This window comes from Bacillus sp. RHFS10 (genome assembly GCF_016757475.1).
Classification (GTDB): domain Bacteria; phylum Bacillota; class Bacilli; order Bacillales; family Bacillaceae; genus Bacillus; species Bacillus subtilis_G.
Genome location: NZ_JAESPO010000001.1, coordinates 972,982 through 990,929, shown reverse-complemented (window position 1 = coordinate 990,929; position 17,948 = coordinate 972,982). Strand labels below are relative to the sequence as shown.

At 43.3% G+C, this 17,948-nt stretch carries 9 protein-coding genes; 3 read left to right on the top strand and 6 right to left on the bottom strand.

Annotated elements, in window-relative coordinates; all coding sequences use genetic code 11:
• Positions 1-15 precede the first annotated feature (15 nt).
• On the bottom strand, positions 16-141 hold the full coding sequence (locus JMN17_RS21880) for a hypothetical protein (RefSeq protein ID WP_277986964.1): 126 nt from the start codon (positions 139-141) through the stop codon (positions 16-18).
• A 25-nt stretch (positions 142-166) separates the two neighbouring features.
• Positions 167-520 (bottom strand): hypothetical protein, encoded by a 354-nt coding sequence (locus tag JMN17_RS04920; RefSeq protein ID WP_087991412.1) that lies wholly within the window; start codon positions 518-520, stop codon positions 167-169.
• A 478-nt stretch (positions 521-998) separates the two neighbouring features.
• Between JMN17_RS04920 and JMN17_RS04915 the strand changes: the two genes are divergently transcribed.
• The 3 genes from JMN17_RS04915 to JMN17_RS04905 all read left to right on the top strand — a co-directional run bounded on the left by JMN17_RS04915 (position 999) and on the right by JMN17_RS04905 (position 4,560).
• The gene (locus JMN17_RS04915) at positions 999-2,396 is read left to right on the top strand and encodes an alanine/glycine:cation symporter family protein (protein ID WP_148961703.1); all 1,398 of its coding nucleotides are present in this window, start codon (positions 999-1,001) and stop codon (positions 2,394-2,396) included.
• A gap of 323 nt (positions 2,397-2,719) precedes the next feature.
• A complete protein-coding gene (locus JMN17_RS04910) occupies positions 2,720-4,219 on the top strand; it encodes a cellulase family glycosylhydrolase (RefSeq protein ID WP_202327629.1) in 1,500 nt (499 codons plus the stop codon).
• 74 nt (positions 4,220-4,293) lie between these two features.
• Entirely contained in the window at positions 4,294-4,560 is a 267-nt protein-coding gene (locus tag JMN17_RS04905) for a YnfE family protein (protein WP_087991409.1), read from the top strand.
• Positions 4,561-4,997: 437 nt separating this feature from the next.
• Here JMN17_RS04905 and JMN17_RS04900 read toward each other — a convergent pair whose 3' ends face one another.
• From JMN17_RS04900 to JMN17_RS04885, 4 genes are all read right to left on the bottom strand, one after another.
• Complete coding sequence (locus JMN17_RS04900) at positions 4,998-6,152, bottom strand: alpha/beta hydrolase (RefSeq protein ID WP_087991408.1); 1,155 nt, start codon at positions 6,150-6,152, stop codon at positions 4,998-5,000.
• A 720-nt stretch (positions 6,153-6,872) separates the two neighbouring features.
• A complete protein-coding gene (locus JMN17_RS04895) occupies positions 6,873-8,144 on the bottom strand; it encodes a glycoside hydrolase family 30 beta sandwich domain-containing protein (protein WP_202327729.1) in 1,272 nt (423 codons plus the stop codon).
• Between the two features lie 89 nt (positions 8,145-8,233).
• Positions 8,234-9,772 (bottom strand): glycoside hydrolase family 43 protein, encoded by a 1,539-nt coding sequence (locus JMN17_RS04890; RefSeq protein ID WP_087991406.1) that lies wholly within the window; start codon positions 9,770-9,772, stop codon positions 8,234-8,236.
• 334 nt (positions 9,773-10,106) lie between these two features.
• Entirely contained in the window at positions 10,107-17,924 is a 7,818-nt protein-coding gene (locus JMN17_RS04885; protein ID WP_087991405.1) for a non-ribosomal peptide synthetase, read from the bottom strand.
• Positions 17,925-17,948: the final 24 nt, after the last annotated feature.

Below are 17,948 nucleotides of genomic sequence, written 5' to 3'. Positions count from 1 at the left end.
TCGTTTGTTTTTCAATTAGCTTTCTTGGCTGGTGAAAAGATCTGTAAAGGCATGAACAAATTCGATTCCTTGCCATACAAATAAATTCAGCGCTGTGAAAGAAAATAAGCCTATAATCACCATTCTTAAGATAAACAACATGTTTAACAGCCTCCTCATATTTTCGTTATATAATCGGGTGATGTTGAACATGAAGTTTGCCAAAATAAGACGATTGATAAAATTTGGCCAGTATAAAGCTTTTTTTTCGCTGGCGCCTGCGGGAGTATCCCGTATCTTTGCTTTCAGCGGTCAGAAGCCGAACAGCCATTGCCCATAAAGCAGTCAGCGCAAATGCTCCTGTGATGGATTTCTTCTCATCATCAGCATTTTGGCCGGCTTTCATCTCATGCAATTCCTGCTGGTCGGCTACGGCTTTATAATGATGGCCGATATCAAAGGCGTGGGGAAGTGAGAACAAATGAAAACTGGCAATCGCCAAGAATAAGATGGACGCTTTCAGTATCGTTACTTTTTTCAAATGATCTCCCCCCCTTTAATATTACTGAATATTTTTATAATAATACCCTAACCCATCCTGAAAGTAAACCTGATTTATTAAATTTAAAAATAAAGTTTACTTTGTTAAGTATATATCTTTTTGCTTATTTTTGAAAGAGCAACTTCATTTATTAGTGTATGTATACCCGGTCTGAGACGTGAATAAAAACATATTTTAAATGATATGTTTGTTGTTTAGGATTTATGCCTCTATTTATCAGAGAAATTCTTACTTTTCAAAAGAAATACGATTTTTAATGAAGCTTATAAGAAGTAATTTTTTATTCATAGGAAAATAATAGAGAGGGGGACCGAAGGAGGGAGTATCAATCTAGGACAATAATCTTCACGAAAAAACTTCCTAATTCGACATATTGTGATATAATAAGACTTATCATGTTAAAAAATCTAACATCAAATTTGAAATTACTATGAATTGATGAATACGGGAGGTCAATATGGAGTCTTTTTTCAACAGCTTAATCAATATTCCAAGTGCTTTTATCTGGAAATATTTATTTTATATTTTAGTAGGACTTGGGTTATTTTTTACACTTCGTTTTGGTTTTATCCAATTCCGTTATTTTATTGAAATGTTCAGAATAGTGGGAGAGAAGCCTGACGGAAATAAAGGCGTTTCATCTATGCAGGCATTCTTTATTTCAGCCGCATCCCGAGTCGGTACAGGGAATTTGACGGGTGTTGCCTTAGCAATTGCGACAGGCGGACCGGGCGCTGTCTTTTGGATGTGGGTTGTAGCTGCTGTAGGTATGGCTTCAAGCTTTGTTGAGAGCACGTTAGCCCAGCTTTATAAAGTGAAGGACGGAGACGATTTCCGCGGCGGACCGGCCTACTATATTCAAAAAGGCCTTGGTGTCAGATGGCTCGGCATCGTATTCGCTGTCTTAATTACCGTATCATTCGGTTTAATTTTTAACGCTGTTCAATCCAATACAATTGCAGGAGCGTTAGAAGGCGCTTTTCATGTGAATAAAATAGTTGTGGCCATTGTTCTTGCTGTTTTAACGGCCTTTATTATCTTCGGCGGTTTAAAACGTGTTGTCGCTGTGACACAATTGATTGTTCCAGTCATGGCTGGGCTTTATATTCTCATTGCTCTTTATGTTGTATTCACAAATATTTCTGCATTCCCAAGCGTTATTGCGATCATTGTTAAAAACGCTTTAGGAATTGAACAAGTTGTCGGCGGAGGACTGGGAGCGATCATCGTCATTGGTGCACAGCGCGGACTTTTCTCTAACGAAGCAGGAATGGGTAGCGCGCCAAACGCTGCTGCTACTGCTCATGTTTCACATCCGGCAAAGCAGGGCTTTATTCAGACATTAGGCGTGTTTTTCGATACATTTATCGTATGTACGTCTACAGCGTTTATCATTTTACTGTACAGTGTAACACCAAAAGGTGACGGCATCCAGGTTACACAGGCTGCTCTGAGCCACCATATTGGAGGCTGGGCTCCTAGTTTCATAGCTATCGCAATGTTCTTGTTCGCCTTTAGTTCAGTTGTCGGAAACTACTATTATGGCGAGACAAACATTGAATTTATTAAAACAAGCAAAACATGGCTGAACATTTACCGTATCGCGGTTATTGCTATGGTTGTCTTTGGGTGTGTAGCAGGGTTCCAGATTGTTTGGGATATGGCGGACCTCTTTATGGGGATTATGGCGTTGATTAACTTAATTGTGATAACGCTCTTGTCAAACGTAGCTTACAAAGTGTATAAAGATTACGCGAATCAGCGTAAACAAGGACTTGACCCTGTATTTAAATCGAAAAACATCCCGGGTCTTAAAAACACTGAAACTTGGGAAGATGAGAAACAAGAAGCATAAAAACACGGCTGCATTCACTTCAATGAATGCAGCTTTTTATTTGCCGAAAAGAAGCGGAATATTTTGATTTGATAAAATAATGATGTGTAAAGTCCTGATTATACACTTTTATCTTTGATCCACATGTATCAGCTTGTATCTGAAACAACACAAAAAGAGAAATTAGACAGGCTTTTAAGCCGGCTAAAAACAAGAAATTAGGTTGATAGACAAATATAAGAAAGCTTTTTACAATGAGTTCGTGGTAAAAAAGCGAAAGGGAGGAGAGCGGTGAGTTACTAGGCATATTTTTTACATATTGATTTGAAGGAGGAATATCATATATGAAACGTTCAGTCTCTATCTTAACCGTATGTTTATTCATTGCATTACTAGCGACCGGCGGCTTGGCGGCTCCAGAAGCATCTGCAGCAGGGACAAAGACGCCGGTATCCATAAATGGCCAGCTTAGCATAAAAGGCACACAGCTAGTCAATCAAGATGGCAAAACGGTGCAGCTGAAGGGGATCAGTTCACACGGATTGCAATGGTTTGGCGATTTTGTCAATAAAGACACCTTAAAATGGCTGAGAGACGATTGGGGCATTACGGTTTTCCGAGCGGCGATGTATACGGCAGACGGCGGTTATATTGATAATCCGTCTGTGAAAAACAAAGTAAAAGAAGCGGTTGAAGCGGCAAAAGAGCTTGGGATATATGTCATCATCGACTGGCATATCTTAAATGACGGCAACCCAAATCAAAATAAAGAGAAGGCAAAAGAATTCTTCAAGGAAATGTCAAGCCTTTACGGAAACACGCCAAACGTTATCTATGAAATTGCGAATGAACCAAACGGCGATGTGAACTGGAAGCGTGATATTAAACCGTATGCGGAAGAAGTAAGTTCCGTTATCCGTAAAAACGATCCCGACAACATCATCATTGTCGGTACCGGTACATGGAGCCAGGATGTGAATGATGCTGCAGATGATCAGCTTGCGGATAACAATATCATGTACGCGCTTCATTTTTATGCCGGCACACATGGCCAGTTTTTACGGGATAAGGCAAACTATGCCCTCAGCAAAGGAGCGCCTATTTTTGTGACGGAGTGGGGGACAAGCGATGCTTCCGGAAATGGCGGAGTATTCCTGGACCAGTCACGGGAATGGCTGAATTATCTCGACAGCAAGAACATCAGCTGGGTCAACTGGAATCTTTCTGATAAGCAGGAATCGTCTTCAGCTTTAAAGCCGGGAGCATCTAAAACAGGCGGCTGGCCGTTGTCAGGTTTATCGTCTTCAGGAATATTTGTAAGAGAAAGCATTCTCGGTACCAAAGATTCGACGAAGGACAGCCCTGAAACGCCGGTTCAAGATCAACCTACACAGGAAAAGAGCATCTCTGTGCAATCCAGAGCAGGGGATGGAAGTGTGAACGGAAACCAGATCCGCCCGCAGCTTCACATCAAAAATAACGGCAACTCCACGGTTGATTTAAAAGATGTCACTGTCCGTTACTGGTATAACGCGAAAAACAAAGGCCAAAACTTTGACTGTGACTACGCGCAGATCGGATGCGGCAATGTGACCCACAAGTTTGTGACGTTGCATAAACCTAAGAAAGGCGCAGATACCTATCTTGAACTAGGATTTAAAACCGGAGCGCTTTCATCGGGAGCAAGCACAGGGGATATTCAGCTTCGTCTTCACAATGATGACTGGAGCAATTATGCACAAAGCGGGGATTATTCCTTTTTTCAATCAAATACGTTTAAAACAACGAAAAAAATCACATTATATAATCACGGAAAACTGATTTGGGGAACAGAGCCCAAATAGTTCAGCTTTTGGCGGGCATCAGCAATGATGTCCGTTTTTAGCACCTTATACAGCAAAATAAGGAGGATTACGTTGTGGATGACATATTGAAACAGTATATGGTGCTGTTCAAACATATGAATGATGTGATAAATGGCCCGGACTATCCGGGTAAGGAAAAAGATATTCAAAATCAAAAAGAACAGATCGAACCTTACGAGACACAGCTGCAGCAACGTTTTTCTACGGATTATGACTACGATGAATTTGCTGATTCAGCTATTAAATGTGCATATGGCGATATGACGCTGGAAGATTTAGAAGCCGTTTATTATGAATTAACAACACCATTTTATGATTGAGTTTTAAGAAGCGTAAAATTTCATTTTCTATCTCACTAACTCAAGTATACTTTTATTCTGAGACAGAAAATAATTTATTTTGTTTACTTCCTAGAATATATATTATGTAAACTAACGAAAATTCGAATGACATCATTTTGATTTTTAGCTCCCTTTTATGTACAGGTACAGGGACATAAACAAGGGTCCATTCTAATTTATCTACAGTTTCACCCATTTGTTTGTAATATCAAAAAACCTTTACGTCCTCAATAAATTAAATCGGTCATAAAGGTTTTTCAGTTAGGAGTTGTTCGTCTCATTCATTTTCTATCCAATCAATAAAGCCTTCAATAATTACACTTCCATATAGTTGAAATCTTCATCATTCTAAGGAAATTTACTAATCTGTATTTTACGGCTAGTTCTTTGACATGCGTTTATCAGCAATCTCTCGGTTATGTCACCTTGTTGCTGGTCTTCTTGATCAAGTCCACGCCATCATATGCCAGATTTTCAACACTTGCAGCCTTCTGCAGTATGTAATGATCAAAAAAGTTCTTCGTATAGTCTGTAACAAGATTTCGCATCTCCATAGCATCCCGTTCGCCTCTGCTGAGCTCCTCATAAGCACTGGTAAACACAATGTCGCAGTAATCTAAATGCGCAACACGATCAACAGAGAAATAATAGGTTTCCATGCTATTGTTAGCGCCAATTATCGCATTCATGTTATAGTTAGGTTCACAAAAAAGCAGCAAAAAGGGTTTCTTAAGGTCGCTGTCGAGAAGGCCGAACGCACCGCTATCCAAGCCAATCCCGCAGGCGAACCGGTCGTCGTCCCGGCAAACAATCGCCGTTGTAGGCCCTCCGTAAGAATGTCCGACTATGCCCATGCCGATATCAAGCAACAATCTGCGTTTAAAGATGGAATTCAGCTCTCCAGAGTCCAGTTTGTAAAGATAATCGGCTACATACCTTACATCTTCTGCCTGTAATTCACTATACTCTGTTAACTTGTCAAGTATCGGCAGTTGAAGCACGTTACGGCACATCTCAATGGCAGTTTCATCGTCAGGCCGCATTTCCATCTTACCAGCCAACGCCCGCATCTCCTGATCTTCAGAAAACGCCATAATGACATCCGAAAAATCCTTTGATACATTAAACAGGCGCCCATCTTTACGCTTATACATCGTGCTATTCTGATGCCCGATGCTTACCACAACATATCCCATGCTTGCCAAGTCTGTACATATCACTGTACCCCATTCTGGAGAACCGCCCCCGCCGCAAACATAGAATAACACCGGATAGCGTTTTTCCTTCCAGGAGAGAGCAAGGTCGTCGTAACAATGAGTTTTGATATCGATAGAGAAAAAATCCTTTTCCTTCAGATACTCAGTGACAAGTGGCTGGTCATGAACCATTTCGTAGACTTCAGGAAACATGTACGTTGATGGAGTCTTCCCTTCGCTGCTATCAGATGGATAGTACATAAACGCGGTCAATTCTCTTTTTGAGTGATCTGATGCCGTGTACTCAAAATCCATCTGGGTTCGGCCGACAGTATAGCCGCCAATTGGTTCTGGAAATGCGTCATAAGTTTTCATTCTCGTTTTCCCCCTTAATTAATAAAAGTGGCGAATGTGAAATACAAACATTGCTCTATAAGCGCTTTTCAAAACTGTGAAACTATTACATCCTATCTTCAGTGAATCATATCTACTCCCTGACTTTCTTGTGATCGCTAACAATTTCAGAATATTTATGATCTTCAAGCAGCCCATGACCCATAAAGTCAGCAAAGTACTTACTTAATCTTATGTTGCAGCTTAGAGTCCTTAATATCGAATTCCCTAAAAAACATGACTAAATGAAACTGCATTGACTCAAACATAAAAGATATCAAGTCGTCGTCAATATCAGGTCGGAGATATCCATCAACCCTCAATCGGCGTAAAATTCCTTGATTAAGGGGATGACTCGCCCTTTAGCACATTCAGATATATTTTAAGCGAAATGTTCTCAGGAATGTATAAAAATGTTTCAGTTAACATTTTTTGCCATCGAGAAGTATCTAAACTCTTTGGATCAATGTCTGGTTTTTCATAAAATCTGCTTCTAGCTATTTAACCACACCTCCAAATTAGGATCTATTAATGCTTTATCAAAGTTGGCGTATAATACAGCTAAAATATAACAATGAAAAACTGATGTCTCCCGCATGTAAGGCTTTAATGCTGTATGCTTCAGACGCAAGACACGAAAAAAGCGATTTTCCGATCGGAAAATCGCTCAATTTCAACGTGGTACGCTTGCCTTAGGTGCCTTTAACGATTTACGACAAATGTTGTCACGCTTTGAGCTGGAAGATGGGCCCAAAAATGATTGTCCGTTACTTTAAGATTCGTCCCAGGTTGAAGATTGCTGTTGCTGCTGGTGATCCATCTAGATACCTGAGAAGCAGATCCATTCTGCAAAACAAAGTTTTGGTTAACTCCTGTGTTGCTTTTGTTAATGGCAACAATAACGACCTTGTTGTCACCTTTATAGGCTGACACGTAAACGTTCGGATTAGGATTTTTCGTTGCATCAATCCTTACATATCCAGGGCGCACAAACTTTGAGAAATGAGCCATATTGTAGCCACGTTTGCTGATCGTGCCATCTTCTTTCATAGGACCATATGATCTTCGGATGTACCACCAAACATAAGCTTGAAAATCCCCTTCAACCATCGAATTGTGAATATGTTGTGAAACATCCAAGGCCTCGGGCCATCGATCCGCCGAGTTGTTATCACTGTTCGGATAGTATACTTCCGTCATCCAAAGGTCCTTCCCCGCTCCTTTTTGTTTAAAAAGAGGATAAGGGAATTGACTGACCTGAGTCCCATACAGGTGGGTTCCGAGAATATCCATATTGGCAAGAGCCTGAGGATCGTTCAAGATTGGGTCAGACAAATTCTTCAAGTATTGAAATGACTCAGGTGCAATGACACGGGCATTTATCGAGCCTGCGTTTTCTCTCATAAAGCGAAGTATTTCTTGCGGCGTCCACCACGTCCACTCGTGAGCGTAATCAGGCTCGTTTTGGATGGAAATCGCATACAGATTCACTCCATTACTCTTCATGAAGGTAACGAAATCGTTAAGGTGCTGCGCGTATGCGGCGTACTTATCGTATCTTAGGCGTTTAGCTGATGTGTCACCATTATGATTGAAGGTCTCAACCATATTGCTTGGAGGATTCCAAGGAGAAGCGAAAACGATTGCCCCGTGTTTGATCGCGCTCTTTGCAGTCTCTACTTCTTTGTACCAATTATTTCTATTTTCATCTACATGAATTCTTAAGATTGAAAAGCCTAACTGATTCTGTCCATTGCCAAAAGCAGTTTCTCTTTGAGCAGCAGTTAAATCTCCAACCCAAGCCGGGTGGTTCATTCCTCCAAAACCGCGAATCACTTGTTTTTCTGCAGAAATATTAACTGTTACATCATTTGCCGCAAAGACCTCAGCAGCGCCTGGGCCCATTAACATTACTGACAGCATAGTGAAACATACCAATAGTAGACAAATTGTTTTTTTGACGCTCGACATCATTTTTTCCTCTCCTTCAATGTCTTTTACCGTATTAGAAAAATGTGTTCTGTCTGCTTTTATATCGCAAGCAAGCGGTGCCATAACTGGTGTTATCTTTGCGTAAACTGCCAGTAATCAACATTAAACAAGTTTCCTGTACCAGTTCCGGTAAATACAAAGAATACGTTGTGAATACCGGATGCGCCGGTTACCGCAGTTTCTATTTCTCTCCAGGATTGCGTTCCGCCTGTGGGAGGTACATTCAGGGTTCCTGCAAGCTTGCCGTTTGCGCTATCGAGACGCACTTCTATTTTTCCGCCTCCAGCAGATGCTACATTTGCTTTAAACGTCCTGGCACCGCCTGACCCGAAGTCTGCATTTCCTACAGCAATCCAGTCTCCGTTATGAATGTTTGTGACATGTTGATTATTGACTGGCCCGCCGGGTGCTGAGGATGCCTCTGTCAAAATCCGTCCGTTCCAGGCAAACGTTTCCGCTTCTACCCGGTTATATGGATTCAAGTTGGAAAGCTGTGTTACGCCTGCATAATTTGCCGCAACCTCTTGAAGGGATCCATCTGCATTATGCACCAGCTTATTAATATGGGGAGAACGGTATCCTTTGCCGGCCCCGAACAGAGCGGAACTGACAGTTTGAGCATGGTACACCACATACCACTCGTTTTTTAAATTGAAAACAGCATGATGGTTGTTTCCGCCGCCTCCGAAAAATGCACCCGGGTTTTTCAGGAAGTGCCCTCTATACGTAAAGGGACCCATGGGACTTGAGCTGGTCATATAGCCGATCTCACCTGGGGGTTTATCGGCCGGATGCGTGCCCCCGAAATTGATGCAATAGGAATAATAATATTTTCCGTTATGCTTATGCATTCCCGAATCTTCAAACATAAAAGGCGCATCAATCGTAGATGCACTTCCAACAACACTGGTCATATCAGGCCCTAATTTCATGACTCTTGCTGTTTTAGGATTGGCCCATTGCCCCTGCGTGGGATTTGAACCGCCCGGAACGCCTCCGCCGGCATATAGGTAACCGGCACCATCATCATCTACGAATACTGCCGGATCAAAAAGCCATACAACACCGGACATTCCTGGCGTATTTGGCGTTACCAGCGCTTTTCCGATCGGATCTGTCCATGGGCCGGTCGGGCTGTCTGCGGTGAGAACCCCGATACCTCCGCCACCGTTTGCGAAATAAAGGAAAAATTTATCCTTACCATTGATCTTTTTCACCGCGGCTGACGGGGCCCATGATGCTCCTGCCCATTTGGCAATCCCCCGGCCGCCATTCGCCCCATTGGCACCCGCTACGGGAATCGCTCCGTGATCTGTCCAGTTCACCATATCCGCTGAAGATATGACGAATATTTTATTCAAATTGGCAAATGAATTATCCTTAATCGTTCCGTCGCTATTATATTCATAGTCATCGCTTGACATATAGATGTAGACTCTTCCGTTATAGGTCAGCGCAAACGGATCTGCTCCCAAATGATGGTCTATAAGCGGGTTTGAATTCCCTGTATGTTTTGCAATTGTAGTACTGGCAGCATACGCAGACTCCGCAGATAAGCAACTTAATAATAAAGCAAGGACCCATAAACATACGCTACACTTTTTACTCATAACTTAACACTCCTCCTTTTTCTTTAAAATGGGGGTCTTTTAACATTTGAGGACAAATTGTAGACCGGCAGCAAAAGCAGACTCCGCAGATAAGCAACTCAATAATAAAGCTAGAACCCATAAACATAGGCTACACTTTTTTCTAATAACTTGACATCCTTCTTTTTCCTTAAAATGGAGGTTATTTTTTACCATTTGATGACAACTGGTCATGAAGAACGCATAAATTGGACGATTTCTAGAGTAAGCCTTACAAACACAGGAGTATTGCTCTCGCCTTTTTAATAAAAAACGCCGCTGACTGCCAGGCCAGCGGCGTTTTACACTTGATCATTTACATTTTGTCAAACTTTGCATCTCCCGCAAACGATCCCATTGACAGTTGTTCATCAAGAACCAGTCCTTGATGATGCCGTTCTTCAATCCTTTTGATAATAGATCGAATTGCATCCACATTTTCTTCGATATTATGAGGTTCAAAGATCGTCACGTGGTCTCCTTTTAATTTGTACTCAAGGTAATGCTGTACAGTTGATTGCGTCCATCCTCTATCAGTCAAATCGCCACACAACAAATGATGTATGTTGCTGTTAACGGCGCCGGAATTGATCAGTTCATTGTGATACGCAAGGTAGCTTCTGATTTTATCCTTAATCGAAGGAATGGTTAATATGTCACGGTAGTAGTCCGGAATAATATCCATATTCAGATGGACGATCTCTTCAATTTCCGTTTCTGATGAATGCGTAACCGAAACAGTGATTTTAGAATCAAGCATGATCACATCTGATACGACGCGCTCTCGCTTCTCTAAGGCTTTGGCAACCTCAAAAGCCAAATTCGATCCCGAAGAATAACCAAGCAGAACAAAAGGCCCTTGTTCCTGAATGCCTATCATGCTTTCTGCATACAGGTCAACGATCTCTTTCTCATAAGACGGCTCTTCTAAGAAATCAGCCGCATAGACTGTGCAGCTGCCATCAAGTCTTTTTGCCATTTCATTATAAACTAGTCCATACCCAATTAAAGGTGGGAAACAGAACACAGGGATTGAATCTTCCTGGTTCAGCTTGACGAATACGTTATCCGTCTTGGACTCGAAGACCGTGGCTTGAATGGCGCGTGCCATTGTTTCGATGGTAGGAAAATCGTATACGGCTTGATAATGCATGTTGAGCCCCATATCGGCGTTAATTTGATGAATCAGCTGCAATACTTTAAGTGAATGGCCGCCCGCGTCAAAGAAATTATCTTTAATACCCGGGTCAGTGAGACCTAAAATGTTCTTCCAAATCTCGGCCAGCTGCTTTTCAATTAACGTTTCGGGTGCTGCGTATTCGTTTCCGGTGAGCCTATTTCTCTCAGGAGCCGGCAACGCTTTTCGATCAATTTTTCCATTAGCGGTTATCGGCATCTTCTCTACTTGTACAAAATAGGCTGGGATCATATACGCGGGCAGTTTGTTCAGCAAATGCCGCTTCAGCTGCGCTGTATGTAATGATTCATCCCCGGTTAAGTAGGCGCACAGCTGCTTGGATCCCTCTTCTTCAATCGCGATGACGACCGCTTCTTTGACAGATTCCAGTTGCAATAAAACCGCTTCGACCTCGCCAATTTCAATCCGGTAGCCCCGGATTTTCACCTGATGATCCATTCTTCCCACATACTCGATATTGCCGTCGGGAAGCCATCGGGCGACATCTCCCGTTTTGTACATTTTTTCGCCTGCGGCAAACGGGTGTTCAACAAATTTCTCGGCCGTTAATTCCGGGCGGTTCAAATATCCTCTGGCTATGCCGGCCCCGCTAATGTATATTTCTCCGGGAACGCCGATCGGCACTGGCTTCATCCCCGCATCCAGCACATAAATATTCATATTGGCCGCGGCCGTACCGATTGGCACCGATTCTCGTCTGTCTTTCTGCGGATCAAAGGAATAAATCATACATCCGACGACCGTTTCCGTTGGCCCGTATTCGTTAAAGATTTCAATTTGATCTTGAAATCGCTCGCTGATGCTCCGTGCCAAACTCACGCTTAAATTGTCGCCGCCTACAATCAGTTTCCGGATCCTGCATTCATGTGGAATGTCCATTTCATTTAATAACTGCAAATGAGCCGGAGTCAGCTTAATAATATCTACTCTGGAATCCTGTACAATAGATGAAAGCAAGGCAGCTCTGTCTTCTCCTCCGAAGACTATGATGGCATTGCCGCTTACGAGCGGTGTAAAAATAGACGTTATCGTTAAGTCGAAAGCGATGGAGGAGTACAGTGGGAAGTTGGTTTTTTCCCCCTTGACATATACGCTGTCAGCCCACCAAATATAATTGGTTAAGCCGCGATGCTCGATTAATACGCCTTTGGGCATGCCTGTGGATCCCGATGTATAGATCACATATGCTAAATCCTTCGCATCGCTGATCCGTTCAAGATTGGAGTGCTCTTCGTGATAAGAGCTTTCCTCATCCAATAGAACGATCGTGCCCGCATGTGTAAATCGCTGCCGAAGATGGTACTGTGTCAAGACGATCTCGGCTTTGGAATCTTCTAATATATACTGTATGCGGTGCTTCGGATAATCCGGATCAATAGGTACGTAGGCGCCGCCGGCTTTTAATACAGCCAGTATTCCCACAACCAGATCGATGCTATGTTCGCTGATGATGGCTGTGAGCCGGTCTGCCCTTACACCCTTGGCCCTTAACGTTCGAGCCAATTGATTAGCCCGTTCATTGAGCTGCCGATACGTTAGTTTCTCATCTCCAAAAACAATCGCCACCTGCGCCGGCGTTCGCTCAGCTTGTTCCTCAAACAATTGATAAAGCGTCTTTTCCTTTGGATAATTCGCGGCCGTATCATTAAATGCCTCTATAAGAAGCGAACGTTCATCCGCCGTAAGTATATCCAGGTCCTGGACGCGAATCGCCTGACTGTTCACCATTTGCTTAATGATTTGCATAAAATGCTCTTCCATCCGCTTGACGCTTGTATGTTCATAGACGTTGCCATTGTACACAAAATGAATTTCGATATTCCCCGCCGGCATGACAATAAAATTGAAATCGTAATGGGTGTGCTCTTCCATATGGAAGTTAATAATGTCCAGTGTGTCACGTTTCGGTTTCATATGCTCCATTTGTTTCTCTACCGGATAATTTTCAAATACCATGATATGACTGATCAGCTGCTGCTTTTGTTCGGTCTGAGCCTGAATTTCATACAACGGAAATGTATCATACGCCTGAGAAGCCAATGCCTGCTCCTGGCTCATTTTCAACACTTGTTCCACAGTCATTCCAGGCTGAGCGGTAATACGTACGGGCATGGTGTTGATAAATAAGCCGACCATGGATTCAATACCCGGAATTTCTGCCGGGCGGCCGGATACGACCGACCCGAAAACGACATCTTGACTGTTGTTGTATCTTTGCAGCAATAGGCCCCACGCGCTTTGAATAAACGTATTCACGGTGACGTGATGCTTGCTTGCAGTCTGCCTGATTTCTTCTGATAGCTGCTTTCCGAGCCGGCATGCAAGACTTTGTTTTTGATATCCCTCGGCTTGGTTTGAGACAGGTTCTTTCAGTAAAACGGTTTGTCCTTCATAACCGTCCAAATATTTTTGCCAATAGGCTGAAGCGTTGTTATGATCCTGGTCTTCCAGCCATTCGATATATCGGCTGTACGGGGTGACGGCTTCCCGCTCGGGTTTTCTTCTATCAAGGAGCTCATAATAGGTTTCGAACACTTCTTTCGTAACAAGAGGCAGACACCAGCCATCCATTAAAATATGATGAAAGCTCCATATCAATCGGGCTTGATCATTCTCTGTACGAAGGATTGATACGCGCATTAACGCATCTCGGGTAAGATCGAATCCTCTTTCCTTATCTTTTTGTACAAAGTCGGCAATAAATTTGCCGCGTTGTTCATCTTCCATGTTTCGAATATCTTCAACGGTTATTTCGATCGGTTTTTCTCGAAAGACAAACTGCAGAGGCTGATCTTTCCATTCGGTGTAAAAATGAGTCCGAAGAATCTCATGTCTGTCTGCCAGCTGCAACAAACTCATCGTAAATGCTTCGATATCCAAATCGCCTTTAAGATTAAAAGAGGCTTGTTCAAAGTAAGCTCTGGAAGCCGAATCGATTAAGCTGTGAAACAGCATGCCCTTCTGCATGGGGGTTAAGGGATATATATTTTCAATGTCGCCAATATGCTGTGTTTGATGAGCAAATTGATCTAATTCCGCGATTGTTATGTCTTTCAGCGAAATATCGCTTGGCGTCAGCTGAATTTGCTTTTGAGCTGTACAATGTTCGATGACTTCTTTTAGGCTGTTCTTTAGGAAAGCGGCGCATGTTTCCATTGTTTCTCTTCGATATTGTTTATTGCTGTAACTGATGGCCAATGACAATCGGCCGCCAGAGATCATGCCGTTGATGTCAAGCGTATAGGCAATAGGATGCCTGTCGCTCGCAATTTTCCCACCGGAGAATGGAGATACTTCGATTCCTCCATTTTCGAAATCTTGATCAAATTGACCGAGGTAATTGAAGCTGATTTCCGGATGACCGGTCAAGCCAGAGGCCTTCGGATGATCGGACAAATATTTAATCAGACCATATCCTATTCCTTTTTGGGGAATCTGACGCAGCTGTTCTTTCACTGTCCTAATCCGCTGTGAGATGTCCTGGTCTGCCTGAATTTGAAGAGAAACAGGGTATTGGCTTGTGAACCAGCCCACCGTACGTGAAATATCAAGGTCTTGAAAGATTGATTCCCTGCCGTGTCCTTCCAGATGAACAAGAATCTCTTCATGTCCAGTCCAGCGATGAACCGCCGTACAGAGTCCGGTCAGCAATAAATCGTTAATGTCAGTCGTATAGGCACGGTTCGATTTTTTTAATAAACATTCGGTTTCTTTCTCTGTCCATTGGACGATGATGATTTCTCGGTCTTCGGCTATACCGCTCTCCTGTTCATTGTCCTTTGGCAATTTATGCTGCGGGATATGCAGCTGCCCGAACCAGTATTGATTTTCCGCTTCAAAATCTGCGCTTTCTGCATAACGTTTCAATCGTTCAGCCCATAACAGGTAGGAATCCGTCTTCTTAGGAAGTGTGATCGCTTCGCCGTTTTGCAGCTGTTCATAAGCTGACGTTATATCCTCAAGTAAAATCCTCCACGATACGCCATCTACGACCAGATGATGAATCGCAATCAGCAAATGGTCTCCATCCTGACATTGAAACAATCCCAGTTTCATGAGCGGGCCTTCGGCTAAATGGATGGATTGCTGCTGAATGTCATTGGATATCGTTTCAATCGTTTGGGCGGGATTGATTTCTTCGAGTAATGAGAATACTTCAAGGCTGAATAAATCTCCTTCATCAATCCCCCGGTTTCGGGCTTCGTATCCATGGTCTGTCGGAACATAAACCATGCGCAAAGCATCATGATGCTCAGCGATCTTCTTCATGACTCCCCGAAGCTTTGATTCATCCAAACCCTCTTTAAAATAAAGCATAACGGATTGATTATAGTGGTGCGGATCAGGGTATTGCTGGGCAAAAAACCAATGCTGAATCGGTGTCAGAAGTGTCGGACCTTTAATTTCACCTTGTTCTGCGATTTGGGTGACCGGCTCTATAAAAGGAACTAGCCCGGCAATCGTCGGGTGCTTGAACAAGTGTTTGATGTCAAGTTTATAACCGGATTGATATAAGCTTGAAGTCACTTGAATCGATTTAATCGAATCTCCCCCAAGCTCAAAGAAATGATCGTTGATTCCGACACGTTCTGCGCCTAATACCGACTCCCACACTCCGACCAGTATTTTTTCCAGTTCTGTCCGCGGAGCTGTATAGGTATTGCCTGTGAGATTTCCAGTTGGAGCAGGCAGCGCCTGGCGATCTATTTTTCCGTTGGACGTAAGCGGCATCGCTGTCAGCTGTACGAAATAAGCAGGTATCATATAGGCAGGAAGCTGACGGGACAGATGTTCCCGGATCTCGCCTGCGGTTAAAGAATGCAGTGCGGTAAAATAGGCGCACAAAGTCGTTTCCCCGTTGGTTTCTTGTGCGATAACGAGAGCTTCTTGAATCGGTGATATTTGAAATAATGCGGCTTCGACTTCGCCGATTTCAATGCGGTAACCGCGGATTTTCACCTGGTGGTCGATCCTTCCGAGGTATTCAATGTTACCGTCCGGCAGCCGTCTGGCCAAGTCTCCCGTCCGGTACATTTTCGCCTCTTGTACAAATGGATTCCGCAAAAATCTTTCCGCGGTTAAATCTGGCCGGTTCAAATATTCTCTGGCGATGCCGTCCCCGCTGATATAGATTTCTCCCGGGACGCCGATTGGAACCTGATTCATGCTCTTATCCAGCACATAAATGTTCATGTTGTCCGCGGCGGCTCCGATCGGAACTGATTCCCGTCTGTCGTTTTGCTGATCAAAGGAGTGAATCATACAACCGACAACTGTCTCTGTCGGCCCGTATTCATTAAAGATTTCGATTATGCCGCCGAATTGCCCGCTGATGTTTCGGGCGAGCCGCGTGCTTAAATTGTCGCCGCCAACAATGAATTTCCGAATGGTGCATTCAGGAGGAATGTTCATTTCTTTTAATAACTGCAAATGAGCCGGGGTCAGCTTGATAATATCCACCCTCGAATCGTGCACAATGGAATCAAGCAAGGCCACCTTATTTTCTCCTCTGTAGACAATAATGGCATTGCCGGTAATAAGCGGAGTAAAAATAGACGTTACTGTCAGATCAAAAGCGATGGATGAATATAGCGGAAAGTTGGTTTTTTCTCCTTTGACATATACCCTGCGGGCCCACCAAATATAATTGGTTAAGCCCTGATGCTCAATTGCCACACCTTTTGGCTTGCCTGTGGAACCTGACGTATAGATGACATAGGCCATATCCTTCGTACTGCTGATCGGTTCAAGATCAGAGCCGTCTTCCTGGTAAGAGCTTTCTTCATCGATGAAAACCTTTGTGCCGGCCAGATCCAATTGTTTTCGGAGATGGCTCTCTGTCAAGATGATATCAGCTTGGGAGTCATCTACTATATACTGTATGCGATGCTTCGGATAATCCGGATCAATTGGCACATAGGCCCCGCCCGCTTTGAATATGGCCAGTATTCCCACAACCAGTTCGATGCTGTGTTCACTGATGATGGCAGTGAGCCGGTCCGCCCTTACACCCTTGGCCCTTAACGTTCGGGCTAATTGATTGGCGCGTTCATTGAGCTGGCGATACGTGAATTGCTTTTCTCCGCAAATAATGGCAGCTTGATCCGGTGTTCGTTTCATTTGTTCTTCGAATAATTGATAAATCGTCTTGTCTCGCGGATATTCAGTTTTCGTATAATGATAGTCAACGAGAAATGTATTTGTCTCCTTTTCAGACAACATATTCACTTGTCCGAGGGTGAGGTCGGGCTGAAATAACATGTTAGTAAACAGACGATTTAAATGTCCGATCACCTGTATCATATACTCGCGGTCATAAGCTTGTTCATTAAAAAATAACTTTACCTCAATCGTGTCTTCCCCCATAACAAACTGAAATAAAGCATCTGAAGCAGCCGTTTCTATGAAACGATCAGAATGGATTTGCTCTAAAGAAACAACTGTATGGATGATCGGCAAATGATTTGTATTATAGTTCAGCCGTAGCTGTCCGGCCATTTTATCAAAAGGAACGTCTTGATATAAGATCGCTTCGTCCAGCGTATGTTTCAGTTCATGGAATATCGATTTAAACGTACTGTCGGCATTGATATTCTGCTTGATTAACATGAGCTGATCTAAACCAAGATCTTCATCAGTTTCGTCTTCAAAGGTTGGAACGCCTGTAATCACGCTCTCTTCCCCCGTGTATTTGTACAACAGGGATTCAACTCCGATCAGGAGAACCAGATAAACGGCCATCGGCGTTTGATTCGTCATGGTCAGGATGCGCCGGGATACATCTGAACTCAATGAACTGTGAATACAGTCAGATGTACTCGATACATCACGCTTTAATGTTGAGTCGGACATTTGAAACGAAGGGAATGCACTGGGACGGTCTTCCGTGTGAAACATGCGGCCCCAGAACAACTCCTGTTGTTTGAATTCTGACATTCATATCCCTCCAGTTGGTTTCAT